The sequence below is a fragment of the Syntrophobacter fumaroxidans MPOB genome, assembly GCF_000014965.1.
GTDB classification, from domain to species: Bacteria; Desulfobacterota; Syntrophobacteria; order Syntrophobacterales; family Syntrophobacteraceae; genus Syntrophobacter; species Syntrophobacter fumaroxidans.
Window position 1 is genome coordinate 2,287,471 of record NC_008554.1, and the last position, 19,756, is coordinate 2,307,226.

Annotated in this window: 22 protein-coding genes; all 22 read left to right on the forward strand. The window is 62.9% G+C overall.

What is annotated here, in order from left to right; all coding sequences use genetic code 11:
* Window positions 1-461: 461 nt before the first annotated feature.
* The 22 genes from SFUM_RS09665 (at window position 462) to SFUM_RS09765 (ending at window position 19,754) form a co-directional block, all read left to right on the forward strand.
* Window positions 462-2,522 (forward strand): tetratricopeptide repeat protein, encoded by a 2,061-nt coding sequence (locus tag SFUM_RS09665; RefSeq protein ID WP_011698725.1) that lies wholly within the window; start codon window positions 462-464, stop codon window positions 2,520-2,522.
* A 185-nt stretch (window positions 2,523-2,707) separates the two neighbouring features.
* A complete protein-coding gene (locus SFUM_RS23315; RefSeq protein WP_011698726.1) occupies window positions 2,708-3,265 on the forward strand; it encodes a glycoside hydrolase family 108 protein in 558 nt (185 codons plus the stop codon).
* 58 nt (window positions 3,266-3,323) lie between these two features.
* Window positions 3,324-3,725, forward strand: coding sequence for a 3TM-type holin (locus SFUM_RS21695; RefSeq protein ID WP_011698727.1), 402 nt, complete (start codon window positions 3,324-3,326; stop codon window positions 3,723-3,725).
* Window positions 3,726-3,809: 84 nt separating this feature from the next.
* Window positions 3,810-4,172 carry a hypothetical protein gene (locus tag SFUM_RS09680; protein WP_011698728.1) on the forward strand — a complete coding sequence of 121 codons (363 nt, stop codon included), beginning with the start codon at window positions 3,810-3,812 and terminating at the stop codon, window positions 4,170-4,172.
* Window positions 4,169-4,411 (forward strand): hypothetical protein, encoded by a 243-nt coding sequence (locus SFUM_RS09685; protein WP_011698729.1) that lies wholly within the window; start codon window positions 4,169-4,171, stop codon window positions 4,409-4,411. Before SFUM_RS09680 ends, SFUM_RS09685 begins: the two co-directional genes overlap by 4 nt.
* Window positions 4,412-4,480: 69 nt before the next feature.
* Entirely contained in the window at window positions 4,481-5,077 is a 597-nt protein-coding gene (locus SFUM_RS09690; RefSeq protein WP_011698730.1) for a hypothetical protein, read from the forward strand.
* A 4-nt stretch (window positions 5,078-5,081) separates the two neighbouring features.
* On the forward strand, window positions 5,082-6,623 hold the full coding sequence (locus SFUM_RS09695; protein WP_011698731.1) for a hypothetical protein: 1,542 nt from the start codon (window positions 5,082-5,084) through the stop codon (window positions 6,621-6,623).
* A gap of 56 nt (window positions 6,624-6,679) precedes the next feature.
* Window positions 6,680-8,428, forward strand: coding sequence for a DUF935 domain-containing protein (locus tag SFUM_RS09700; RefSeq protein WP_011698732.1), 1,749 nt, complete (start codon window positions 6,680-6,682; stop codon window positions 8,426-8,428).
* Window positions 8,425-9,801, forward strand: coding sequence for a phage head morphogenesis protein (locus tag SFUM_RS21700; RefSeq protein WP_011698733.1), 1,377 nt, complete (start codon window positions 8,425-8,427; stop codon window positions 9,799-9,801). The genes SFUM_RS09700 and SFUM_RS21700 overlap by 4 nt, the downstream gene beginning before the upstream one ends.
* A 100-nt stretch (window positions 9,802-9,901) precedes the next feature.
* Window positions 9,902-10,408 carry a phage virion morphogenesis protein gene (locus tag SFUM_RS21705; protein ID WP_011698734.1) on the forward strand — a complete coding sequence of 169 codons (507 nt, stop codon included), beginning with the start codon at window positions 9,902-9,904 and terminating at the stop codon, window positions 10,406-10,408.
* A gap of 52 nt (window positions 10,409-10,460) precedes the next feature.
* Window positions 10,461-11,540: a phage protease gene (locus SFUM_RS09715; RefSeq protein WP_011698735.1), complete on the forward strand. Its 1,080-nt coding sequence runs from the start codon at window positions 10,461-10,463 to the stop codon at window positions 11,538-11,540.
* 11 nt (window positions 11,541-11,551) lie between these two features.
* Window positions 11,552-11,947, forward strand: coding sequence for a hypothetical protein (locus SFUM_RS09720; RefSeq protein ID WP_011698736.1), 396 nt, complete (start codon window positions 11,552-11,554; stop codon window positions 11,945-11,947).
* A 115-nt stretch (window positions 11,948-12,062) separates the two neighbouring features.
* A complete protein-coding gene (locus tag SFUM_RS09725) occupies window positions 12,063-12,944 on the forward strand; it encodes a Mu-like prophage major head subunit gpT family protein (RefSeq protein WP_011698737.1) in 882 nt (293 codons plus the stop codon).
* A 157-nt stretch (window positions 12,945-13,101) separates the two neighbouring features.
* The gene (locus tag SFUM_RS09730; protein WP_011698738.1) at window positions 13,102-13,389 is read left to right on the forward strand and encodes an HI1506-related protein; all 288 of its coding nucleotides are present in this window, start codon (window positions 13,102-13,104) and stop codon (window positions 13,387-13,389) included.
* Window positions 13,370-13,801, forward strand: a complete 432-nt coding sequence (locus SFUM_RS09735; RefSeq protein WP_011698739.1) for a gp436 family protein — start codon at window positions 13,370-13,372, stop codon at window positions 13,799-13,801. Before SFUM_RS09730 ends, SFUM_RS09735 begins: the two co-directional genes overlap by 20 nt.
* Before the next feature lie 29 nt (window positions 13,802-13,830).
* Entirely contained in the window at window positions 13,831-14,271 is a 441-nt protein-coding gene (locus tag SFUM_RS09740) for a phage protein Gp37 (RefSeq protein WP_011698740.1), read from the forward strand.
* Window positions 14,272-14,309: 38 nt separating this feature from the next.
* Window positions 14,310-14,501 carry a hypothetical protein gene (locus tag SFUM_RS09745; protein WP_041440242.1) on the forward strand — a complete coding sequence of 64 codons (192 nt, stop codon included), beginning with the start codon at window positions 14,310-14,312 and terminating at the stop codon, window positions 14,499-14,501.
* Window positions 14,488-15,420 carry a phage tail tube protein gene (locus SFUM_RS09750; RefSeq protein ID WP_011698741.1) on the forward strand — a complete coding sequence of 311 codons (933 nt, stop codon included), beginning with the start codon at window positions 14,488-14,490 and terminating at the stop codon, window positions 15,418-15,420. Before SFUM_RS09745 ends, SFUM_RS09750 begins: the two co-directional genes overlap by 14 nt.
* Before the next feature lie 61 nt (window positions 15,421-15,481).
* The gene (locus SFUM_RS09755; protein ID WP_011698742.1) at window positions 15,482-15,874 is read left to right on the forward strand and encodes a hypothetical protein; all 393 of its coding nucleotides are present in this window, start codon (window positions 15,482-15,484) and stop codon (window positions 15,872-15,874) included.
* A gap of 140 nt (window positions 15,875-16,014) precedes the next feature.
* Window positions 16,015-16,161, forward strand: coding sequence for a hypothetical protein (locus SFUM_RS23135; protein WP_011698743.1), 147 nt, complete (start codon window positions 16,015-16,017; stop codon window positions 16,159-16,161).
* Between the two features lie 229 nt (window positions 16,162-16,390).
* Window positions 16,391-19,411, forward strand: a complete 3,021-nt coding sequence (locus SFUM_RS09760; RefSeq protein WP_011698744.1) for a phage tail tape measure C-terminal domain-containing protein — start codon at window positions 16,391-16,393, stop codon at window positions 19,409-19,411.
* The gene (locus tag SFUM_RS09765) at window positions 19,404-19,754 is read left to right on the forward strand and encodes a hypothetical protein (protein WP_011698745.1); all 351 of its coding nucleotides are present in this window, start codon (window positions 19,404-19,406) and stop codon (window positions 19,752-19,754) included. Before SFUM_RS09760 ends, SFUM_RS09765 begins: the two co-directional genes overlap by 8 nt.
* The last annotated feature ends 2 nt before the right edge of the window (window positions 19,755-19,756 follow it).

A 19,756-nucleotide genomic window follows, 5' to 3' on the forward strand; every position in this document is an offset into this window, starting at 1 on the left:
ACAAAAGAGCGGGGGAATGATTCCCCCGCACCCCCCAAGTTTCGGCCACACGCGCAAGCGCGTGAGGCCGAGTGCTCGGCGCTGTCGGCGACTGGCCGAAGGCCGCCGCCGCAGCGCCACACGGAGCCGCGAAGCGGCGAGGGGGTGTGGGGGATACGTCCCCACGCTTTTAGAGTATCATTTTGAACGCAAATCCGTATAAGAGGCTGGAAACAGTAGCAAAAGCCTTCCCACGGTGCAGAAAACGCGGGACCGCACCGTCTTGGCGGCGCGGTGCGGGATCGCGCGGACGGACACGGAGATCGAAACGCGGTCACGCCGCTCAGGGCTTGCGACGATGGGGACAGGCTTGCAATTATGGAATATCTATACTATTTTTGATGCGCGTTACCAGGGCGTGCGTGAGCCTCCCATCCGTTGGAGTGTTGTAGGCCTGACCCCGAAAGGTCCGAGGTGGCCATATGATGAGAACGCGACGGCACGGCAGGGCCGAGGTCCTGCTGGTCTGCCTGTTTCTCGCGATTTCCACGGCCGGTGTTTATTGGCAGGTGAAGGATCACGAGTTCATCACCTTCGACGACAACGAATACGTCACCGCCAATCCGCAGGTCCTGCGGGGTTTGACTTCGGACGGAGTGAAATGGGCGTTCACCTCCAGGGATGCGGGGAACTGGCACCCCCTCACCTGGCTCTCCCATATGCTCGACGTGCAGATGTTCGGCCTGAACGCGGGCGCTCACCATTTGATGAACGTCCTGTTCCACGTAGCGAATGCCCTGCTGCTTTTCCTGGTGCTCCACCGCATGACCCATGCGCTTTGGAGGAGCGCTTTCGTTGCGGCACTCTTCGCCCTTCACCCGCTGCACGTGGAATCCGTCGCCTGGGCTTCGGAAAGGAAGGATGTCCTGAGCACCTTATTCTGGATGCTCACCATGGGCGCCTACGTCCTTTACGCTGAAAAGCCGGGGATCATCCGATACCTTACCGCCTTCTTTTTGTTCGCTCTGGGCCTTCTGGCCAAACCCATGCTCGTGACTCTCCCGTTCGTGCTCCTTCTTCTCGACTACTGGCCCCTGAATCGTCTCCGGCGGCAAGCGGCGCCTCTGAAACCCGTGACGCCCGAAGCTCCCTGGGACGACACCGCGGAAGCGGAAAAAACCGGAGCCCCCGGCCGGGCCGTCGTAAGCCGCCTCCTGGTCGAGAAACTTCCGTTCCTCGCGCTGAGTATCCTCTCGATCGGCGTGACCTTATACGCTCAGCAACGAGCGCTGACCGACGTGCCGGTGGCGGATCGGTTGGGAAACGCCGTCATTTCCACCATCAAGTACATTGCCCTGATGGTCGCTTCCACGGACCTGGCGATCTTTTACCCTCACCGGGGCATGCCGCCCTGGTGGCTGCTGGTCCCGGCAGCCGGTCTGCTGCTCGAAATCACGCTTCTCATCGCCTGGAAAGGGCATCGTGCTCCATATTCCAGGACCGGCTGGTTCTGGTACCTCGGCACGCTGGTGCCGGTCATCGGCCTTGTGCAGGTGGGCGCTCAGGCGATGGCCGACCGCTACACGTACGTGCCTCTCATCGGGCTGTTCATCCTGACGGCCTGGGGCGTCGAGGACTTCACGCGAGCATGGAGAAAGCGCTCGGCACTGCTGGCGGCGGCATCGGCCCTGACGCTTGGTTTCCTGACGTTCCTCAGTTTCATCCAGATATCCCACTGGCGCACCGGCATCGAACTGTTCACCCATTGCGCGAACGTGACGGAGAACAACTCGTGGGCCTATCTTCAGCTCGGGATCGCTTTGGACGATGCCCGACGTCCCGAAGAGGCCATCGAGAGCTACCGGGCGGCTCTGGCCATCAGTCCGAATCACGCCGTCACACACTACAATCTGGGGCTTGTGCTTGCCCGGAGGGGAAGGGTCGAAGAGGCCGAGAAGCACTACCGGGAAGCGGTGAGGCTCCAGCCCCGTGCCTCGAATTTTCGCAACAACCTCGGCCTGGTTCTAGGCCGCCAGGGGAAGACCGAGGAAGCCGAGGCCGAATACCGGGAAGCTCTGGCCATCCGGCCGGATTATGCCAACGCCCACAATAACCTCGGCGTGCTGCTGGCTCAGAAGGGAAAAACCGAGGAGGCCATCGCGCACTACCGGGAAGCCCTGGCCGCCCGGCCGGGTTATTCAAGCGCTCACAACAACTGGGGATATTGCCTGATGATGGCGGACCGGGTCGAGGAAGCCATCCCGCACTTCATCGCCGCACTCCGGTTGAAACCCGATGACGCCAACATTCACGCCAACCTCGGAACCGCCTTCGTCAAGCAGAGGAACCCGGACCGTGCGGTGATGCATTTCGAAGAGGCCATCCGGCTTGCCCCCAGCAACATCAATGTCCGCGCCACACTTGGAAAACTCCTGGCCGTTCAGGGAAAACGCGACCTGGCGAGCATCCAGTTCAAGGAAATCCTTCGCCTGGACCCCGATAACGAAGAAGCGACTCGCGCCCTCACGGTCCTTTCCAGATAATCCCCCGACAAAAGTATCCCTACCTGAAAAACCCCCTTGTTAAGGTCGCCCCCGAACGAGGAAAACGACGGCGCCCCGGAGCCGAATGAACGGCTTCGGGGAAAGGTTGCGCCCGATGTTGCTAAGTTCCGGGCGCGACCTCGAAAGGTTTCCGGCCGGGTCCTTCAGAAGAGGCAGGGGGAATCATGCAAGCCACACGCAATGCGCCGCCCGCACAACCGGCCCCGCTCGCGGCGGCCGAACCATCCATCCGCGATCCGAACGACGGCAAGTTCCGGTTCGCCCTCGAAAGAACCCTCCTCCATGAAGGCGGCTACGCCCACGATCCACTGGACTCCGGCGGCGAGACCCACTTCGGAATCAGCAAACGCAGCTATCCCGCGCTGGACATCCGGAACCTGACCCGGGCCGATGCCGAAAAGATCTACTTTCGGGACTGGTGGCAGCAACATCGGTACGGCGCCATCAGCGACACGGAAATTGCCGCCAAGGTTTTCGACCTGGCGGTGAACCTCGGTCCGTCGCCCGCTCACAGACTGCTCCAGGCCGCCCTGTGCGAAACCCTCGACGGGCCCGTCGTCGTCGTCGACGGCAGGCTGGGCGACGCCACCCTGGCCGCGGTCAACGGCCATCCCGAGCCGCGGTATCTGCTCGCCGCGCTCAAACTCCGTGCGGTCGCACGATATCTGCAAATCGGCAAAGTCAGGTTCCTGGCCGGATGGATCAAACGGGCGATCGCCTAGGTGGCGGGGTGACCCCGCTCTACAACCGTTGAAACCGAACCATCACAAGGAGCACAACATGTTTCTTAGTGCAGTGCCGATCGTCGGCAAGCTTTTCGGGCAGTTGTTCGGGGTTATCGACCAAGTGGTGGAGGACAAGGACCAGGCGGCCAAACTCAAGCACAACCTGGAAATGCGAATGCTGGAGAAGGACTTCTCCTTCGTCGAAAAGGAAATCGAGGCCCAGGCCGCCGTCGTCGCCGCCGAAGTCGCGGGGGCGAGCTGGCTCCAGCGCAACTGGCGCCCGCTGCTCATGCTCACCTTCACCTACATCATCGCCCACAACCACATCATCTCGCCCCTGTGCTCCCTGCCGCGCCTCGATCTGCCCCAGGATATGTGGGAACTGCTCAAGCTCGGCATGGGAGGATACATCCTCGGCAGAACCGTGGAGAAGGGTATTGCGACATGGAAGAAATAGAAATCCCGGTGGACCGCGGGAAAGGGCGGCTCGGCACGGCGGAGCCGCATCGCGGCCCGGACGCGGCGCAGAAAGGCGAACGACATGACAGGCATGGACGGGATCGCGATGGACGCGGTGATCAAGCTCGTCTCGAACTTCGGCATACCGGGGATCGTCCTGATCATTTGGGCCTTCAGCGAGAAGTCCCACGAGCGCACCCTGAAGCAGTACCGGGAGGACATGATCGAGCAGCGCCGCATGTACGAGGAAGGGATGCAGGAGATCCGGCGCATGTACGAGAACAACGCGGACCTGGTCCGGGACTATTTGTCCCTGGCGGGGAATCTCAAGGACGTCGTCACGATCAACACCCAGGCGTGGCAGCGGGTCACGGACGACATCAACCGGAATCAGTTCTGTCCCATGGTGAGACTGAAAAAATACGCCACAGGAGTGGAGCCATGAACGAACGGCTGAAGTTCCTGGGAAGACTCGAGGAAAGACGTCTCGAGGCCGAACGGCTCAGGCTTCGGCTGAGGGGGCTCAGGGACTCCCTGCGCGACGTCCTGGACCCGTTCGAAACGGTGGAAGACCTGGACGGTGAAAAACTCGCGGCCCTTGCGCTTGAATTCGCCGACTTGCAGGTCCAGTGCCGCGAGGCGATCGCCGAAATGGCGCTGATCAGAAAGACCCTTGGCCGATAGGTTGACCGTCGGGGATCGGATCATCACCTCCAATACGGGAATGAACGCACCGCAACCGTCGAGGCAGCCATGACGAGAGTGCACTCCTGGGAAGTCAGGGACCGCGCGGAAACATTTTACGTCACCGAGGGCATGTGCATACCCCGGATTGCGGCCCTGCTGGGGGTCTCCGTCAGCGTCGTGACAAAGTGGTCGTCCGCGTCCAAGTGGGCGGAGCTCCGTCGAGAGTATCGGCATTCTCTGGCTGAAATAAGGCGCAACACCACGCGGCTGCGGCAACGGCTGGTGGAAAAGGCACTCGAAAGCCTCGACCCGCACCTCGTGAACGCCGTGGCCCGCATGGAAACGACGGCCGCCCGGGAACGCGCCGGAGACGCCCCGTCGTTCGCCTGCACCCCCGAGGAGGGGAAACGGGACATCGAAACCCCCGCGCAAGCCGCCGAGGCATTGCGCGACGCCGTCGAGAGGAAGCTCAACATCCTTCTCGCCCAACCCGACGCGGTTTCACTCAAAGCCGTAAAGGAGCTCATCGCCGCCATCCGCCTCCTGGAATCCATGAAAACGGTCCGGCCCGCGGAAACCCCTGCCTCCGAATCATCCGGCCTGTCCTCGGACACGGCGGACGAAATCCGCCGCAAGATCCTTGGCCTGCGGGAGGAAGGATAGCCCCATGAACGCCGAACGCACTTCCCGCGCATCCCTTGCCTCCCATGGCCTCCACGCCGCCTCGCCACCCTGCTCCGCTTTCGACGGCCCGCCTCCGGTCCTGCTTCCCTATCAGCAACGCTGGATCTCGGACCGAAGCCCGGTGAAAATCTGCGAAAAATCACGACGCGTCGGGCTTTCCTGGTCGGAAGCCGCCGACGACGCACTCACCGCCGCATCCCGAAACGGCATGGACGTCTGGTACATCGGGTACAACAAGGACATGGCCCTCGAATTCATCCATGACACCGCCTTCTGGGTAAGACAGTACCGGCTGGCCGCCTCGGCTCTCGAGGAAGATCTCGTCAGGGATGAAGACCGGGACATCCTCGCCTTTCGCATCAAGTTCGCTTCGAGCCGCCGCGTGACGGCGCTGTCGAGCCGGCCCAGCAACCTGCGCGGCAAGCAGGGCAAAGTGGTGATCGACGAAGCCGCCTTCCACGACGACCTCCCCGGGCTGCTCAAAGCCGCCATCGCTTTGCTCATGTGGGGAGGCCGAGTGGCGGTCATCAGCACCCACAACGGCGAGGACAATCCCTTCAACGAACTGGTCAAGGACATTCGGTCCGGCCGCAAGCCTTACAGCCTCCACCGCATCACCCTCGACGACGCCCTCGCCGAAGGGCTCCACCGCCGCATCTGCCTGAAGCTCGGAACGCCCTGGTCGTCCGAAGCCGAATCCGAGTGGCGCGAGGAACTGGTGAGGGTCTATGGAGAAGACGCCGAAGAGGAGCTGTTCTGCGCGCCCAGCCGGGGCTCCGGCCTCTTCCTGGCGCGGGCGGTCATCGAGGGTTGCATGGATGAAACCGTTCCGGTTTTCCGCTGGGCATGCCGGACCGATTTCGCGGAGCTCGGCGAATCCGTACGCCAGGCCGACACCAGGGACTGGTGCGAAGGGTTGCTGGGCCCGGCGCTTCGAGACCTCCCCGAAAATTTCGCCACTTGGTGCGGGGAGGATTTCGGCCGCACAGGGGACCTCACCGCCATCGTCCCGCTCCAGGAACAGCCCGGCTTCAAGTTCCGCACGCCATTCATCGCCGAAATCAGAAACGTTCCGTTCCGGCAGCAGGAACAGATCCTTTTCTTCATCATCGACCGGCTCCCCCGCTTCCGCGCCGCGGCGCTGGATGCGCGCGGCAACGGCCACTACCTGGCCGAAGTCGCCATGCAGCGCTACGGCGCGGGCCGCATCCGCCAGGTGATGCTCTCCGACAAGTGGTACCTCGAGCACATGCCGTCCTTCCGGTCGGCCTTCGAGGACAAATCCATCGTCATCCCCAAAGACCCGGACATTCTCGACGACTTGCGCGCAATCCGCCTGGAGCGCGGGGTGGCGAAAGTGCCCGAACGATATCGCACGCGGGGGCGGGACGGCGGGCAGCGGCACGGGGACGCCGCCGTCGCCTGCGCCCTCGCCTGGAGTGCCGCCCGCAGCGGCGACGGCGGCGAAATTGAGTACGAGAGCGTTGCGGAAACGCGATTCGCGGCGTCGCGAGGCGCCTGGTGACGGCCCGTCGCTTGAAAGTATGAAGACGGTCAAACTTTCCTTCGAAGGAGCATGCCGTGTCGGTGGTCATCTACGATGCATTGGGAAGACCGGTTGAAACGTCCGCCACCCGGCGCCCGGACGTCCATGAGCTCGCCGTGGTTCAAGTTCGGGACCGGTGGAGCAATTATCCGTCGAACGGTCTGACCCCGGAACGCCTCGCCCGGATATTTCGCGAGGCTGACCATGGAGACATGCTTCGCCAGGCCGAGCTTTTCGAGGAAATGGAGGAGAAGGACGCCCACCTGGCCTCCCAGTTCCAGGTGCGCAAACTCGCGGTCCAGGGTCTTCCGTGGGAGGTGACCCCTCGCACGGAAACCGCACGGGCGCGTGAAACCGCCGCCTTCTGCCGTGACTTTCTCGAGGGGTTTACGGACTTCGAGGAGCATGTCCTGGACCTCCTCGATGCTCTGGCCAAGGGGTACAGCACGATGGAAATTCTTTGGGAGACATCCGCGGGGCAAAGCCGCATCCGCGGCCTGCGCTGGGTTCATCCCAAGAAGGTGACCTTCTGGGACTCGGTCTCGCCGCGGATCCTCACCGTCGAAGAACCCGTTCGCGGCATCGACCCTCCGCCCTTCAAGTTCGTCTATCACCGCTACAAGGCTCGATCCGGTCATGACACGCGCAGCGGCCTCATGCGGGTGTGCGCCTGGATGTATCTTTTCAAGAACTACTCGATAAAAGACTGGGTGGCTTTCGCCGAGATCTACGGGATGCCCTTGCGCATCGGCCGCTACGAACCGGGGGCGAGCCGGATGGACCGCGAAGCGCTCGTCCAGGCCGTGAGGTCTCTGGGAACGGACGCCGCCGGCGTCATTTCCAAGTCCACGGAAATCGAATTCATCGAAACGCAACGATCGTCCTCGCAGAACGTATACGAAAGCCTGGCCCGGTTCTGTGACGCGCAGACGTCCAAGGCCGTTCTCGGCCAGACGCTCACCAGCGAAGCCGGAAGCCCGGGCGGAACGGGCTCCTATGCCCTGGGCCGGGTACACGGCGAAGTCCGCCACGATCTCGTCGCCGCCGACTGCAGAGCGCTCGGCAAAACAATCACCCAGCAGCTCCTCGGACCGCTGGTCGGTTTCAATTACGGATGGGATGCGCCCGTGCCGCGGTTCGGTTTCCTCTTCGAGCCGCCCGAAGACCTGCGGGCCGCCGCCGAAACCTACCGGATTCTCGCCGAAATGGGCTTCGACCTGAGCCAGGAACATCTCAGCCAACGATTCAAGGTCCCCGTTCGAAAACCCGGGGAAAAACCTCTTGCAGCCCCGCTCAAGAACCCGGACATGAACGGCGCTCGGGGCCCCGGCATTCGGGAGGGCGCACCCAAGGGCGACGCGAAGCTTCGATCCGCCCTGCCGCCGGATGCACGGCAGCCGGTCCGCGCATCGGCACTCCGCTTCGCTCCAGCTTCCGGCACACTCGGCACGGAGCCCCTCGAGCCGTCGTCCTCAACGGAGTCGCAAGGCTCATCGCCTCCCGCGACGGCAAACGATTCCCCCGCGGGCGCAAGCGACCCCGGGCAGGAATCCGTGGACGCCATGGCCGACCGCATGAACCGGGGTGAATCGCCGTTGGCGCCGCTATTCGATGCGATCTTCACGGCAATCGAGGAGGCGGGCTCCTACGAGGAGCTTCTCGAGTCCGTGTACGCGGGCTACGACACGCTTCATACGGCGCGGCTGCAAGAAGCCCTTCACCGGGCCGTTTTCGCGGCCAACCTCCTGGGTTACCTCACCGCCGCGGAGGAATCCCGATCATGAAAGCTTTCCCGGAACTGCTCCCGTTCACGGAAGCCATCGAATTCTTCAACGCCAAGAACATCGTGGTCTCCCCCGATTCCTGGCGGGACGTCTGGGCGTCCGAACACGTTCACGCCTTTACCGTGGCCCGGGTCACCGCGATCGATGTCCTCGAGGACATCCGCAAGGCGGTGGGCAAAGCCGTCGCGGACGGCACTTCCATTCAGCAGTTCAAATCCGGGCTGTCCCGGCTGCTGGCCGCAAAAGGCTGGTTCAGCGAAAAACGGGACAGGCCGCCGGGGGCTCTGACCGGCCCGCGCCTTGAAACCATCTACCGCACGAACCTGCAGTCAGCCTACCAGGCCGGGCGCTTCAAACAACTCGTCGAGACGGCCCACGTGCGTCCCTACTGGATGTACGATGCCGTCGGCGACCATCGCACGAGGCCGCTCCACGCCGCTCTCAACGGCAAGGTATATCGTTTCGACCACCCGTTCTGGAACGCCTGGTACCCCCCGAACGGGTTCAACTGCAGGTGTACCGTGCGAAGCCTTTCGGAAGACCGGTTCGAACGGATGAAGCTGCCGCTCGAAAACGAGGCGCCACCCCACGGTCCGGACCCGGGATTCGATTTCAACCCCGGAATGGTCCGCTGGCAGCCGGATCTTGCGCGGTACGGCCCGGAAGCTCGCGGGCTCATCACCCGGGACATGATCGGGCGCCCCTGGGACATCCCCTCCCTCGAGGAGGATCTCACGCGGTTGCGCGACGGATTCGCCCAGACCGGGATCACGGCCTCAAGAAACCCGCTTACTATTGCGCCGCTCCCCGGAGAGGGCGTAACGGGGTGGAGCAACCCCAGGACGGGGGAAATCGCTCTTCCCGAAGGCGTCTATGATCGAATCCGCTGGATCCTCAATATCGGCGCGATCCGGACGGAAGCGGAAATCGACGCGTTCCGCCTCCTGATTCACGAATTCGGACATCACCTCGGACATCCCGTCGACATCAAGCGGTACAACTCCGATCCGGACTACTCGGCGATCAAGGAAGCCGTAAACGACCTGTGGGCCAGGCACTATCTGGCCGAAGCCGCCCGGGCGCTCAACCTGGAATGCAGGCTCTCGCCCTTCACCGAGTCGCGCTCGCGGGCACCGGGCACCTACTCCGCCTGGGTCGAACACCTGCGGGCCGTTCTGCGCAAGCTCGACATCGACGAAACCGATGAGAAGAAGCTCATCACGGAGCTGAACCTCTCCGAGAACGCCGAAAACCTCTCCGAGCGCTTCTGGGCCATGGTTCACGAGAAGAAGCCGGACATCGCCGCGGACCGGCCGTTCGGGGAGTTGATCCGGCTGTTCTGGCTGTGGGAGCAGCTGATGGACGAGCTGTGAGGGGTATCGTGGCGGGGAACGGAGTGAAAACCACGGGGAAACGACTCGATCGAGGCGAGCGACGCCGCGCGCAGCGCCCCGAAGGAAGGAGTACGGTTCGATGGCTCACGTCAGCATCACTATCGATGAAAGGCGCATCAAGCTCCGGATGCACACGCTCCACGAGATGCTCCTCGACCTCTCGCCGGTGCTGCGGCAACTGGGAGAGATCGTCCACGCCCGGGCGATGCAGAGCTTCGATGAGGGCAAGGGCCCGGAGGGCGGCGCGTGGAGGCCCTCCGACAGAGTACGTCGGTCCGGAGGCAAAACCCTCATCGACACCGGCACCCTGAGAAATTCCATCAACGTGCAGGTTTCGGCCAAAGAGGTCCGGATTGGAACGCCGGTGGTGTACGGACCGGTCCACCAGTTCGGGAGTGGCGGACCGCTGTCGGGCGGGACGGCGCAAATGGTTTCCAAAACGATCGGTCGAGCGGGAAAAAAGGGCCGGGGTTCCAAAGGAAGTCCGCGCCCGTCCGGGATTCCCGCCCGTCCCTACCTGGGGCTGAAACTGAGGGATTGGGGGGAGCTGCGCACCCTCGTGGCGGCTTATCTCGCCCAGCATTGATTGCGCCCCGGCTGCACGCGGGCTTACATCCAAACCCCGGAGGAGACGCTCGATGAACAAGGCTACCCTGTTGCAGCAGCTGACCGCCGCGCTGTCCGGCGACGGCGCGACGGCCGTCCCCGGTGCGTTCCAGGTTTTCCCGCATGGACCGGTGAGTATCGAAGGCGACGATCCCGTCATTGTCGATGACGCCGCCATGGACCGGGTGGTCGACCGTTTCCGGGCAAGAGGCCTGGACATGGTGGTCGACTACGAACACCAGACCGAAGAAGGAAACCCCGCGCCGGCGGCGGGCTGGATCAAGGCGCTGGAGAACCGCGGCGAAGACGGCCTGTGGGCGAGGGTCGAATGGACTGAAAGAGCCGGAGAATACCTGGCCAACCGGGAGTACCGCTACTTTTCGCCCGTCTTTCTTGTGTCCAGGACGGACCGGCGGCTGATGGAGCTGCTTCGGGTGGCTCTCACCAACGCCCCGCGGTTGAACCGCCTCCGGCCGATCGTGGCCCGGATCGACGCCGAACCGCAGCTCGCCCTGACATCAACGTCAACACGAACGGAGGAAGGCATGTATCTCGAGAGGAACGCAAAACCATTGGGACCGCCCGAAGGGGCGCAGGAGCAGGATGTGACTGAAGCTGTGGAAAAGCCGGCCCGGCAGACCGCCGCGGCTTCCGGAGCGTTCGTGGAAAACTCCGGAACCGGCTCCGCTTGCGTCGCCTGCGCGGACGTTCGCCGTGTGCTCGAGCTCCCCGGGGATGCGGGCGCCGGCGAAGTCATCGCGTCCATTCACGCCCTGAGACAAAGGCCGGACCTGGGCGTTGAGGTGGCCGAGCTCCGACGCAAACTGGCCGAACACGATCGGGACGACCTGGTTGCGGCAGCCTTGCGGGAAGGCAAGATCACCCCGGCCCAGAAGGAATGGGCGCAAACATACGCCCTGCGGGATCCCGCCGGGTTTCGACTGTTCACGGCAAAGGCCCCGCGAGTGGTGCGCACCGAATCCCTGGACATCATCGGCGACGTTCGCCCGGGCGGTCCCGCATCCTCCGACGGGGAGCAGACGATCATCAACCGGATGATGGGGATCAGCGCGGAAACGTGGAAAAAATTCGGTCCGAAAGACGAACTCTAGGAGGTGCAATCATGGCGGATCGCAAGACACCAATGCAGGACGGGGACCTCATCCCGCTGCCGGTTGCGGCGGGAACGCTCATCGAAGCGGGAAAGATGGTCGCGGTGAATGCTTCCGGCTACGCCGTCGAAGCAGCCGACAGCCCGGGACTCAAGGTCATGGGCAGGGCCGATATGCGCGCCGACAATTCCGGCGGCCAGAACGGAGACCTTCTGGTGACGGCCTGCCGCAAGATGGCCTTCAAGTACCGCAATTCGAGCACTCACGCGGTGGGGCTCTCCGGCGTCGGATCCAGCGTCTACGTCGAAGACGACGAGACGGTGGCCGCCACCGGCGGCACCAATTCCATCGTCGCCGGCCGATGCATCGGAATCGAATCCGACGGCGTGTGGGTCGAAATTCAGTAGCGGCGGCGGGGGACGCGGGGACGGAGGATTCGACGTCCCCGCCAAGCCCCCTTCGCCCGCGGCGGGCGGCAGAGCCCGGGGGAAACCCCGAGGCCCTTAAAACGAAGGAGACGAAATGATCGTCAATCAAGCGAATCTTCAAGGCATCTACAAATCCTTCCGGACGATTTTCAGCGAGGCCTGGGACACCGCGGCTCCCAGCCAGTGGCCCCTGGTGGCCATGGAAGTGCCCAGCGAAGCCCGGGAAGAAAACTACGACTGGCTCGGCGATCTCCCCATGATGAAGGAATGGGTGGGCAACCGGGTGATCCGGGACCTTTCCGCGTTCCACTACGCCATCGTGAACAAGGACTTCGAAGCCACCATCGAAGTCGATCGCAACGACGTCGAAGACGACCGGATCGGCATCCACCGCCCGAGAATCCTGCAACTGGCCGATGCGGCCCGCAGGCATCCCGATCTCCTGGTGTTCGACCTGCTGGGGAAGGGATTCTCGACAACCTGCTACGACGGTCAGTACTTCTTCGATACGGATCACCCCTCGGCGGGCGGGAGTGTCTCCAACTTCGGCGGCGGCTCGGGCACCGCCTGGTTTCTCATGGATCTCTCGCGTCCCATGAAACCGATCATCCTCCAGATCCGCAAGCGCCCCGAACTGGTCGCCCTGGACGACCCCGGCAACGAGAACGTTTTCATGCGCCGAAAGTACCGCTATGGCGTGGATGACCGCAAGAACGTCGGCTTCGGCCTGTGGCAGCTGGCCTATGCTTCCCGGGAGACGCTCACCGCGGCCAACTACGCCGTGGCCCGGGCCGCCATGATGGGCCTGAAAAACGAGGACGGCGTGCCCCTCGGGATCACGCCGACGCACCTGGTGGTGCCTCCGACGCTGGAAAGCGCCGGGCGTTCGGTGCTGAAAGTGATCAACGACGCCGCGGGAGCCGGAAATCCATGGTACGGCACCGCTGAACTGGCCGTCGTTCCCTGGCTGGCTTGACGAGCCGCCGAAGAATCCGGTCGAGCCGTCGCCTTTTTCGTGCTTCGTCGCGCGCCCGGGGTTTACGGCGATTTGCGGGGATGACGGTCCGGACGGCTCGGATTGTGCTCGAGCTGCATCATGGGCGGGAACTCCACCCCGCCCGGAAAGGAACATCGTGATTCGCATCAAATCTTTCAACGATGGATTTCGGCGGTGCGGAATCGCCCACCCGGCGGCATGGACCGACCATGCCGATGACCGGTTCACCGCGGCGCAACTGGAGCGGTTGAAATCCGAACCCATGCTGCGGGTGGAAACGGTGAAAGACGATACCGGCCCGGCTTCGGCAGGCGACTCCCCACCTGACTGCGACTCGAAACCGGCGACCGGCGGTCCTTCACGAAAGTCCGCGCGCAGGAGCTCCGGAAAGGGAGACGACCCCGATGGCTTACTGCACGATTGACGACATCAGGAACCAGTTGGACGAATCGAAGCTCATCCAACTCACGGACGACGAGGGAACGGGAACGGTGAACGCGGCGCGCGTGGAGCGGGCCATCGAGGACGCCGGCGAAGAAATCGACACCCATGTCGGCGCGCGATACGCCGTGCCGCTCGACCCGGTTCCTCCCATGCTGCGCAAGGCCGCGGTCGACATTGCCGTCTACAACCTCTACGGACGGCGGGAAAACGTCCCGGAAATGCGGGTGGAACGCTACCGGAACGCGCTCCGGTTTCTCGAACAGGTGTCCGGGGGCCGTCTCTCCCTCGGCCGCCGGGACCCCGAAGGGAATCCGCCCGAATCCGACGCGCCGTGCATGTCCGGGGAAAACCCGCGCCGGGCGTTCACTCGGAACACCCTGACGGGATTCTAGGGTCCCCGAAAATTCTCCGTGGAGTCTCGATGCACACCATTGCCGAAATCGAAAACGCCATCGTCGAAGAGCTCCGGAGCCGGGAGCCTCGGTTCAAAATCTGCGGTTCCCTGGCCCAATTCCTGCTCAAGGAGATCGAGGACGCAACCCTCCTGTTCCCGGCAGCCTTCGTGGCCTACGAACAGGGAAGCTACGAACACCGCATGAACGGAGTCCAGGATCGCACCATGCTCTTCAACGTGTTCGTCATGACCCGGAACGCCAGGGGAGATGAAGCCGCAAGACACGGCCACGGAGACGAAAACGGGGTTTACGGCTTGCTCGAAGCCGTCCGTGTGGCCCTGAGCGGACGGGACTGCGGACTCCGCATCGATCCCCTTTTGCCCAAAATCGAACGGGCCATCGACGGCGACCGGAACCTCTCGATCTACGGCATCAGTTTCGAAACCCGCTGCCGGTTCGCGCTTTGAATCACCCGTGAAGCGCGGTCCGCAAAAGGAGTGCCAGGATGAAGGCAAAGGATGGAAAGAAACGCCCCCCGGAGGGAATGAACATCTCAGTCCGCTCCGGAGGCCAGTATTGGCGCGAGGCCGATGGAACCCCGCTGGAACCGGAAAACGGCTTTTCGAGCCCGGACGACGCCACGGGAAACAAAACGTCCGTGAACCGCAAGGAAGGAACCGACGATGCTCACACGTAAAACCGTAATCCTCGTCAAGCCGGAAGCGACCTACGGGGTCGATCCCGTTCCGACGCCGGCAAACAACGCGCTCCTGGTGAGCGACGTCGACCTGAAGGTCCAGGGCGAGGTGATCGAGCGCGACTTCATCCGCTCATCGCTGAGCCCCCTGATGTTCATGCGCGGCATCCGCCAGGTGGAGCTCAGTTTCCGCACGGAGCTGCACGGAACCACGGCCCGGGGAACCCTGCCCAACACCGGCTGGACGGGGGCGCTCTTTCGCGCCTGCGGCATGTCCGAAACCGTGACGGCAAACACCTCAATCGTCTACGCCCCCGTGTCCGCCGGGTTCGAATCCTGCGCGATCTACGTGTACATGGACGGCATCTTCCACAAGATCCTGGGCTGCCGCGGGAGCTTCAAGCTCAACTTCGAGGTGGGCAAGTACCCGACGGTCGAATTCACCATGAAGGGCCTCTATGCCTCGCCCACCGACGCCGCGCCCGGGGCGCAGACTTTCGCGGCCATGAAGCCCGTTCCCGTGCTGAGCGCCGGGTTTTCCTTCGGCGGCTACTCGGCCGTTGCGACCAAGCTCGAAATCGACATCAACAACGACGTCAAGGAACGAAAATCCCTCAACTCGGCGTCGGGGATCATCGGGTTTGAAATCGTGGGGAGGCAGCCTCAAGGCTCCTTCGATCCGGAGACGGTCCTCGAGGCCGCGCATCCCTTCTGGGCGAACTGGGAAGACGCCGTGGCCAGGATCCTCAACATCGGACCCATCGGCACCGTGGAGGGGAACATCCTGACCGTGAACTGCCCGAAAGCCCAACTGAGAGACATGACCTACGCCGATCGCAACGGCGTCATGGCCTACACCGTCCCCATCGCCCTGGCCATGACCGACGGCGACGACGAGCTGAGCATCACCATCACCTGATGCCGCTCCGGGCCGATACGTAAGCCGATGCCGCAAAGATTCGCAGAGGAAAGGAGAACCCATGCGCGACCTGTCCGCACAGAAAAACATCGTTGAAATCCAGGACGGCGTTTCCGGCGACGTCCACGAGATGCACTACCGGCCCCCCACCACCGAGGAGATCGCCGCTTACCAGAACGGCCTCTTCGCGCGGCGCGGCCGGAAATTCATGAGCCGGATCATCGAAAACCGCATCAAATACGGCGCCCGCATCCTGACCGGCTTCAAGAAGGGCACCTTCGGATGCGACGGCAGGCCGTTCGCGAGCGACCCGGCCGATCCCGATTACCGCGATGACTGGAAAGAGCAGCTCGTGAAAAACGCGCCGGATGTGGTGTGCGCCGTGGCGATGGCGGCCTTCGAATCCACGGGCGTTTCGCGGGAGGCCGAGCTTGAGGCCCCTTTGGACGAATAGATCTCGAGGCCGAGATCGCCGAGCTGCTCCGGGAGACGTGCGACCCCGAAACGGTCGAGGATTGCGAGGGGCGAACCCTCCCGGTTCTTTGCACGAAATGTGAGAAAAATTCGAAGCGCAAACGCAAGATCGGGCCTTACGTGGAGCGGCTCTACACGGTCCACGCGCTCCAGGCGGCGGGTTTTCCGTTCGCGGCCGACGCCTTCCCCTACAGTTTCTGGCTCGACCTGGCGGTGCTGAAGCAAAAGATCCGGGCCAGGCAGGCGTGCCCGATGGGCGGGTTCTGAGGAGCCGAGATGGCACGTCGTGCGCAAGCACGCGGCACGCGTGTTTCACACCCGGAATCACGCAAGGCTTCGAAACGTGGCGCCGTAGCGACGGTGCGTGAGGCTGCTTCGGTTCTTCTTTTCCTTGCTCACGCCACAGCGCAACGACGCTACGAAAACCGGCGGCTTTGAACGGGTCATTTCGGATGCAGGGCGAGGCCTCAGCCCTGCCTGGAGGGAAGAACCGACAATGGCGGAAAACAGGATCCAGATTGTGATCGTTGCCGATTCCAGTAAGGCCGTGAAGAACATACGCATGGTCTCCGACGAATTCGATCGGTTCAAATCCTCCGCCTGCAACTCCATTGCGGGCACAAATAGCGCGATTTCGTCGATGGGCGCCGGCCTCGCCTCGGCCATCAGCCTTTTGCAGGGCTTCGCTGCCGCTATGGCGGCGGCGAAAGCCGCTGAGATCGGTCTTGGCTTCAACAAAGAGGTCGAGGATGCGCGCCTCGGCATAGCGACCCTCCTGGCGGCACAAGGCCAATTTGTCGATCAACAGGGCCAACAATTGCAGGGGCAGCAAAGGATAAACGCGGCCATGGCCTATTCGGCCGATCTCACCAGGCAGCTCCAGGTCGACAACCTCAAGACGACGGCCACGTTTCAGCAATTGCTCAAGGCGTTTCAGCAGACGCTCTCGCCGGGTTTGTCCGAGGGACTCTCCGTCGACCAGGTGCGACAATACACCCTGGCGATGGTGCAGGCCGCCTCCGCCATGCAAATCCCTCTCGACATGATGGCGGAAGAGACCCGGTCCCTGCTCAAGGGGACGATCACTCCGCGCAATACTCTTATCGCGACCGCCCTCGGCATCACACCGGAGGATATTCGAAAACTCCAGGGGGACGCGGAAGGCCTGTTTACCTTCATCATGGGCAAGCTGCAGGCGTTCCAGGATTTCGGCCAGGTCACCCAGACGACTTATTCGGGGCTCCTCAGCAATGCCCAGGATGCCCTGGCAAACGTTCTGGGCAAAGCCACCGAACCATTTTTCGAGAGCCTCAAAGCGAGCCTCAAGCGATTCACCGACTATGCGCTCCAGGTCGATGCGGTCACCGGGAATTTGAAACTCAACCCGGAACTGGTGAACGCCTTCGAGCTCCTGAACGACACTCTGCGCATGGCCATTGCCCTTGCGGAAAGCCTTGCAAAAACGCTCGGGGCCGTGGGCATCGCATACAAGGCGATGAAGGAAGCTCAAAAGGCGGCCGCCCTTCAGAATACTCCAGCCGGATTTGCCGGTCCGGAGCTGGCTGATTTTACCGACGTGCAGCGCTTGGAGCGCGTGAAGCAGCTCATGGCGAAAATCGTCGAAGACCAGCAAACCATAGCCAACTGGAAAGCCGGAGGCATTGGCGGGTCGATATTGGGCGCCCCTCAAATCGGCCTGGCGAATCTTGATATCTCGAATTCGGTCACCTCCCTTGAGAACTTCCGCGCTCAAATGGTTGCGGCCGCCCAGAACACCGAGGAGCTCGACGCCTTCCTCAAAAGCCTCAAGCAGTCTTCCGACGCGGTTGCCGCGGCACAGGAAACGGCAGCCGGGAACATCGGCAGCGTGAGATATGAGGCGGCCAGAGCCGCAATGGACCTGGACTCGTTCAAGAAGAAGCTCGAAGAAGTCGCCCGCATAAATCTCACCGGCCTGAGCGACGATCTCAGCAAGTCCATTGAGGGATTGAAGGCTAAGATCGCGGTCGCTCTTCAAGGCGGGGACCCCAGGCAGCAGGCGATCGCCGCCGCGTATACGGAGAGAATTCGAAAACAGGCGACAGCCTGGGAACTGGCTCTCAAGGAAAATGCCGCACCGGAGGTTTTTTCCGCCATATCGGCACAAAAACAACAGGCCGAAGAAGAGGCGTATTGGGGCAGATATCTGGCCGGCGCCGAAGCCGTCCGCAAAACCACGGCCCGTGGCGCCGCCTCCGGCGCATCCCCCATCGACATCGACAAGATCGACAAGGACGTGCTTCAGTTCAGGGAGCGCATGCAAAAGCTCTACTCCGAGCTCGAAGACCTCGACTCCGAGTACCGCATCGCACAGCTCGAACAATCCGGCCGCAACTACGACGCCGAAGCCGAGCGGATCGACCGCCAGGCCGCAAAGCGCAAGGAAGCCTTCGCCAAGGAGGTGGCCGATGCAGAGCAGGCCTATCTCGAAATGGAGCAAAAACTCTCCGGCAGCCGGGGCGGAACTGCCGAGGCGTGGGCGCAGCTTGCGGATCTCAAGACGAAATACGACGCCTTGAAGAAAGCCGCCCAGGAATACGGCGACAAGGTCGACCGCAATCTGCAACTCACCAAGGACATGAAGAAGGCCGAAGACGACGCGAAACGCGCGGAGGATCTCGCCCAACTGAACCTCGAATACGGCAAGCTGACCGGAACCCTCCAGGAGCAGCTCGCCCTCCAGATTCTCCTGCTCCGGGCCGAAAAGGACCGGAAGATCCTCGCGGCCGACCCGGAGCTCCGGGCGGCCTACGAGCGCCTCTATGCCGAGCAGGAACGGCTGCTCCGCCTCCAGCGCGACGGCTCCTTTATGGACGGCCTGTCCGAAGGACTCAAGAAATGGCAGCGCGAAATGCCGACGGCGTTCGGCCAGGGCCTTGAGGCAATCGAAATGCTGAAGCGCGGCATCGATTCCGCGGCCGACGCCCTGGCCGAATTCACCATGACCGGCAAGATGGACTTTTCGAGCTTTGCCGACTCGATCATCAGGGACATCCTCCGCATGCAGTACAAGGCACTGCTCACGCAAATGTTCGGCGGTGAAGGCGGTCTCTTCGATTGGCTAAAGGGACTCTTTGGCGGCGGCGGTCCGACCACCGGCGCCTACGGGGTCGAGACCTACGCCGGGATCGGGCACCGGGGAGGACCGGCCGAAAGCCTGCCGGACCACCGATACGTGGCCTCGTATCTGTTCGCCCGCGCCCCGCGCCTCCACGACGGGCTCGCCCCGGATGAGTTCCCGGCCGTCCTGCAGCGGGGCGAGCGGGTGCTCTCGCGCCGGGAAACCCGCGAATACGGCGCCGCAAACCGCGCCCCGGAGGTCGTCGTCAACGTCCAAAACAAGACGAACACGCCGGTCACGGCCGATAAGACCCGCGCGGCCTTCGACGGCAAACGCTACGTGGTCGACGTGATCCTCGACGACTACAGCCGCGGGGGAGACATCTGGAAGATGATAAGGGGGAACCGCAATGGCTGATTTCCCGACGTTTGACACAACGCCCGCAATCGATTCCTGGTCCGAGGAAAAAGCCTTCGACCCCACGATCCGGGCGCGATCCGAGGCCGGCTACACCAAGACGCGCGCCCGCACCACGCGCATCCCGAAAAAATACACCGTGGTCTACTCGCCGCTCCACCTCTTCGACAAGACGGCCGTGGCCGAATTCGAGGACACGGTCAAAGTCGGGGCCGATTCCTTCAACTGGACCCATCCCATCGACGGCGCGATCAAGGTGGTGCGCTTCGCCGAGCCGGTGAAATACACGGCCCTCTGGCACAAAACCTGGTGGAAGGTCGAAATGACCCTTGAGGAGGTGTAGCC